The sequence below is a fragment of the Halomonas sp. genome (genome assembly GCF_041689495.1).
Classification (GTDB): Bacteria; Pseudomonadota; Gammaproteobacteria; order Pseudomonadales; family Halomonadaceae; genus Halomonas.
In genome coordinates this window covers 1-5,037 of sequence record NZ_JBDNGD010000465.1, presented here as the reverse complement: position 1 = coordinate 5,037, position 5,037 = coordinate 1, and the positions used below count along the sequence as shown (strand labels likewise).

General features: G+C 64.9%; 4 protein-coding genes. 3 read left to right on the top strand and 1 reads right to left on the bottom strand.

Annotated elements, in window-relative coordinates; genetic code table 11:
- Positions 1 to 109 precede the first annotated feature (109 nt).
- The 3 genes from trkA to ACESMD_RS14165 all read left to right on the top strand — a co-directional run bounded on the left by trkA (position 110) and on the right by ACESMD_RS14165 (position 4,288).
- The gene (gene trkA / locus ACESMD_RS14175) at positions 110 to 1,483 is read left to right on the top strand and encodes a Trk system potassium transporter TrkA (RefSeq protein WP_372614256.1); all 1,374 of its coding nucleotides are present in this window, start codon (positions 110 to 112) and stop codon (positions 1,481 to 1,483) included.
- A gap of 52 nt (positions 1,484 to 1,535) precedes the next feature.
- Positions 1,536 to 2,984 (top strand): TrkH family potassium uptake protein, encoded by a 1,449-nt coding sequence (locus tag ACESMD_RS14170; RefSeq protein WP_372614253.1) that lies wholly within the window; start codon positions 1,536 to 1,538, stop codon positions 2,982 to 2,984.
- A gap of 65 nt (positions 2,985 to 3,049) precedes the next feature.
- Positions 3,050 to 4,288: a TraB/GumN family protein gene (locus ACESMD_RS14165; RefSeq protein WP_372614251.1), complete on the top strand. Its 1,239-nt coding sequence runs from the start codon at positions 3,050 to 3,052 to the stop codon at positions 4,286 to 4,288.
- On the opposite strand, the gene ACESMD_RS14160 is transcribed toward ACESMD_RS14165, so the two are convergent.
- Positions 4,289 to 5,037, bottom strand: a 749-nt coding sequence (locus ACESMD_RS14160) for a tRNA-uridine aminocarboxypropyltransferase (protein ID WP_372614249.1), incomplete at its 5' end; no start/stop codon positions are given.

Here is a 5,037-nt window from a genome sequence, read left to right as displayed (position 1 = left end):
CTGGACTGACCCGTCCATCCTGTTCCCGAGCCGGCAGGTAGTTTATGCTGATCTAAATATTGCAACGCAACAATCGACGTTGCATAGATAGGCTGCGGACATTGTATAGATGAAAATCATCATCCTCGGCGCCGGCCAGGTGGGTGGCACGCTGGCCGAACACCTGGCCCGCGAAGAGAACGACATCACCGTGGTCGACACCGACGGCGAGCGACTGCGCGAGCTGCATACCCGACTCGACATCCGCACCGTGGTCGGGCCGGGCTCCTACCCGATGGTATTGCGCCAGGCCGGCTGCGAAGACGCCGACATGCTGATCGCGGTAACCAGCGGCGACGAAGTCAACATGATCGCCTGCCAGGTCGCCCATACGCTGTTCCGCACCCCCACCAAGATCGCCCGGGTGCGCGCCACCGCTTACCTGACACGCAAGGGGCTGTTCGCCCACGAAGCCGTCCCCATCGACGTGCTGATCAGCCCCGAGCAGGTGGTCACCGACCACATTCGCCGACTGATCGAACATCCCGGCTCGCTACAGGTCCTGGAGTTCGCCGGCGGCCTGGTCCAGCTGGTCGCGGTCAAGGCGGTCTTCGGCGGTCCCCTGGTGGGCCAGGACCTGGGGTTCCTGCGCCGTCACATGCCCAACGTCGATACCCGGGTCGCCGCCATCTACCGCCGCGATCGCCCCATCATTCCCCGCGGCGACACCGTGATCGAAGCCGACGACGAGGTCTTCTTCATCGCCGCCCGCCGCGATATCCGCGCGGTGATGAGCGAGTTGCACCGGGTCGAGCGCGACTTCCGCCGGGTGGTGATCGCCGGCGGTGGCAACATCGGCGAGCGTCTGGCCGAGCACCTCGAACACAGCCACCAGGTCAAGATCATCGAGCGCAGTGTCGAACGCTGTACCCTGCTCTCGGAGCGGCTCGACCGCACCGTGGTGCTCCACGGCAGCGCCACCAACAAGCGCCTGCTGGAAGAAGAGAACATCGAGGATTGCGACATCTTCTGTGCGCTGACCAACGACGACGAGGTCAACATCATGTCGTCGATGCTCGCCAAGCGCATGGGTGCCAAGAAGGTGCTGACCTTGATCAACAACGCCGCCTACGTGGACCTGGTACAGGGCGGCGAGATCGATATCGCCATCTCTCCCCAGCAGGCCACCATCGGCAGCCTGCTGACCCATGTGCGTCGCGGCGACATCGTCAACGTCCACTCCCTGCGACGCGGGGCCACCGAGGCCATCGAGGCCATCGCCCATGGCGATACCCAGTCCTCCAAGGTCGTCGGCCGCGCCATCGGTGATATCGACCTCCCCAAGGGCACCACCATCGGTGCCATGGTGCGTGGCAAGGAGGTGCTGATCGCCCATGACGACGTGGTGGTGGAATCCGGCGATCACGTGATCCTCTTCGTGATCGACAAGCGCCGTATCCGTGACGTGGAGCGGCTCTTCCAGGTCGGGCTGACCTTTTTCTGATGACCACAGGACATGTTTTGACGGGTCATGATGTGATGGAGGGGGTTGCCCAATGAGCCTGCGCATGATCCTGCGCATCCTGGGCCTGCTGTTGATGCTGTTCAGCCTGACCCTGATGCCTCCGATCCTGATTTCACTGTGGTTCGCCGATGGCCTCTGGGAGGCCTTCGTTGTCGCCATCTCTATCACCGTGGCCACCGGTGCTGCCATGTACCTGCCCAATCGCGGCGCCCGCAAGGAACTGCGTACCCGCGACGGCTTCCTTATCGCCGTGCTGTTCTGGAGCGTACTCGGCCTGTTCGGCTCGCTGCCCTTCTTGTTGGCCGATGTCTCGGCACTGACGATCACCGATGCGGTCTTCGAGTCCTTCTCGGGGCTGACCACGACAGGCGCAACGGTGATCACCGGCATCGAATTCCTGCCGGAATCGATACGCTACTATCGTCAGCAGCTCCAGTGGTTGGGCGGCATGGGGATCGTGGTGCTGGCCGTGGCGATCCTGCCGACCCTGGGGGTAGGCGGCATGGCACTTTACCGTACCGAGATCCCGGGGCCGCTCAAGGACTCCAAGCTCACGCCACGCATCACCGAGACGGCCAAGGCCCTCTGGTACATCTACGCGAGCCTGACCGTGACCTGCTTTCTCGCCTACCTGGCCGCCGGGATGAACTGGTTCGATGCCCTGGGACACAGCTTCTCCACGGTCGCCCTGGGAGGCTTCTCGACCTATGACGCCAGTATCGGCCACTTCGACAGTGCGACGATCGAGCTGATCGGTGTCGGCTTCATGATCGTCTCGGCGATGAGCTTCAGCCTGCACTTTGCCGCCTGGCGGGAAAAGCGCCTGTCCCAGTACCTTGTAGACCCGGAAGCACGCTTCCTGCTGCTGTTCCTGGCCGGCCTGACGGTGATCACCGTCATCTCGCTGTGGCTCACCGGCCATTACGGCATCGAAATGGGACTCCGCCACGGCCTGTTCGAGGTGGTCTCCATCGCCACCACCTCGGGCTATGCCGTGGCCGACTTCTCCCACTGGCCGGGTGCCCTGCCCTTCCTGCTGTTCGTTGCCGCCTTCGTGGGGGGGTGCTCAGGCTCCACCGGCGGCGGGATGAAGGTGATTCGTATCATCCTGATCCTCAAGCAGGGCATGCGCGAGGTGATGCGCCTGATCCATCCCAATGCGATCATCGCGGTGAAGGTCGGCAAGGTGAGTGTGCCCGACGGCATCGCCCAGGCGGTATGGGGATTCTTCTCGGTCTATGTGATGTTCTTCTTCCTGATGCTGGTCGGCGTCATGGCGACCGGGGTCGACCAGGTCACCGCCTGGTCATCGGTCGCCTCCGCCCTGAACAACCTCGGCCCGGCGCTGGGCAATGCCTCCTCCCATTACGGCGACCTGCCGGAACTGGCCAAGTGGATCCTGGTCATGGCCATGCTGCTGGGCCGCCTGGAGATCTTCACGGTACTGGTGTTGTTCACGCCTGCCTTCTGGCGGCGTTGAGCCGGTTTGGCCCGCCGGCAGCCTTCATGGATAATCAGTCCCTCACTTTCACGAACCGAGCACCCATGACCGATTCCCAGGATCCCGTGATCACCCCCCACCATGAGGCTGCCACCAGTGGCCCACGCCGTGTCATCCAGGCCGGCGAGACCCGCTATACCCTGCTTGGTACCGCCCATGTCTCCGCCGAGAGCGCCGCGGACGTGCGGGCAATGATCCGCTCGGGGGACTACGATGCCGTGGCCATCGAACTGTGCAGCTCCCGCCATCAGAGCCTCGAGAATCCCGATGCCATGGCCAGCCAGGATCTCTTCGAGATTTTCCGCCAGGGCAAGGCGGGGCTGGTGGCCGCCAGCCTCGCGCTGGGTGCCTTCCAGCAGCGCCTGGCCGAACAGTCGGGCATCGAGCCCGGCGCCGAGATGCGCGCCGCCCTGGAGGAATCGCGCCACCGCAAGCTGCCGCTGATGCTGATCGACAGGGACGTGGGCATCACGTTGAAGCGCATCTACCACAACGTGCCCTGGTGGCAACGCTTCGGGCTCTTCTCGGGACTGCTGGGTAGCGTCCTTTCCCGTCAGGAAGTCTCGGCGGCGGAGATTGAGCGTCTCAAGGAAGGCGATGTGCTGGAGTCCACCTTCAGCGAGTTCGCCGCCGAATCGGAGACGCTCTATACCCCCCTGATCACCGAGCGTGATCGCTACATGGTCCTGCGGCTGGCGGAGGATGCCCCTCCGGGGCGCTACCGCCACGTCCTGGTGGTGATCGGTGCCGGCCACATGAAGGGCATGGCCGAGCACCTGGAAGGCCCCCAGCCCCGAAGCCCCGTGGTGGAACGTGAGGCGCTGGAGGCCACGCCGCCTCCCTCGAAGCTGTGGAAGGCTCTGCCCTGGCTGGTCACTGCCCTGGTACTGACCGGATTCGCCATCGGCTTCTCGCGCAACACCGAGCTGGGCTGGCAACTGGTCATCGAGTGGTTCCTGATCAACGGCGTCCTCTCGGCCGCGGCGACTCTGGCAGCCCTGGCGCATCCGCTGACGGTCGTGGCCACCTTCTTCGCCGCACCACTGACCTCACTCAATCCGACCATCGGGGCCGGCTTCGTGGCCGCCGGTGTGGAACTCTACCTGCGCAAGCCAAAGGTGCGGGACTTCTCGTCCCTGCGCCACGATGTCACCGAGCTCAAGGGCTGGTGGCGCAACCGGGTGTCGCGGACACTGCTGGTGTTCATCATGGCCACCCTTGGCTCCGCCGCCGGCACCTGGATCGCCGGCTTCCGCATCGCCGGCGCGCTGTTCGGCGGCTGATCAGGCCTCTCTTTCATCCTCCCGGCGCGCCAGCAGGCGCCGCATTGCCGCCGTCGGGGCGTCGAGCTTCTCGAACTTCCGGCTGGCGGCGTAGCTGTCATTGAAGGCATCGAAATAGTCGTCCAGGACCCCGGCGGCCCGGTGATCACCACTCTGGCGCAGCAACTCGGCCGCCACCTCGGCGGTACAGAGATGCGAGGCCGAAGCCGGCTTGCGCAAGCGATAGCGGGTCTGGCGCTCGGTGACCAGCGGCAGGACCGGAAAGGCGTCGAGATAGGGACTCTTGCGGAAGATACGCCGGCACTGGCGCCAGGTACCGTCGAGCAGAAGCAGGACGGGGATGCGGCCGTCCGCCTTGGCCCGGGTCACGGCCTCGACGCCCACTACCCGGTCGGCGTAGTCCGGCTGGTCATCGGGGAAGACCACGAAGGGCGAGTAGCGCGACTCATCGAGCAGCGCCAGCAATCGCGGGTCCGGCACCGTGCGGTACCAGGTGAAGACCTCGGTGTCCGGCAGCACATCGCGGATCAGCCGCCCGGTGTTGGTAGGCTTGTGGTGCTCCATGGGATGGGTCAACAACCATACCCGGGCCTCGCTCTCGGCACTGGTCCGGTAGGGGCATAGACAGTTGAGTGCCGGCAGGTCGCACTCCGGACAGCGCTCCACGAAGCTGCCGCGACCCTTGAACTCGCGCCGCGGCGGCCGAGGATAACCGGTCGCGGGGTCCTGGGAGAGACCAGCTTCGGGGT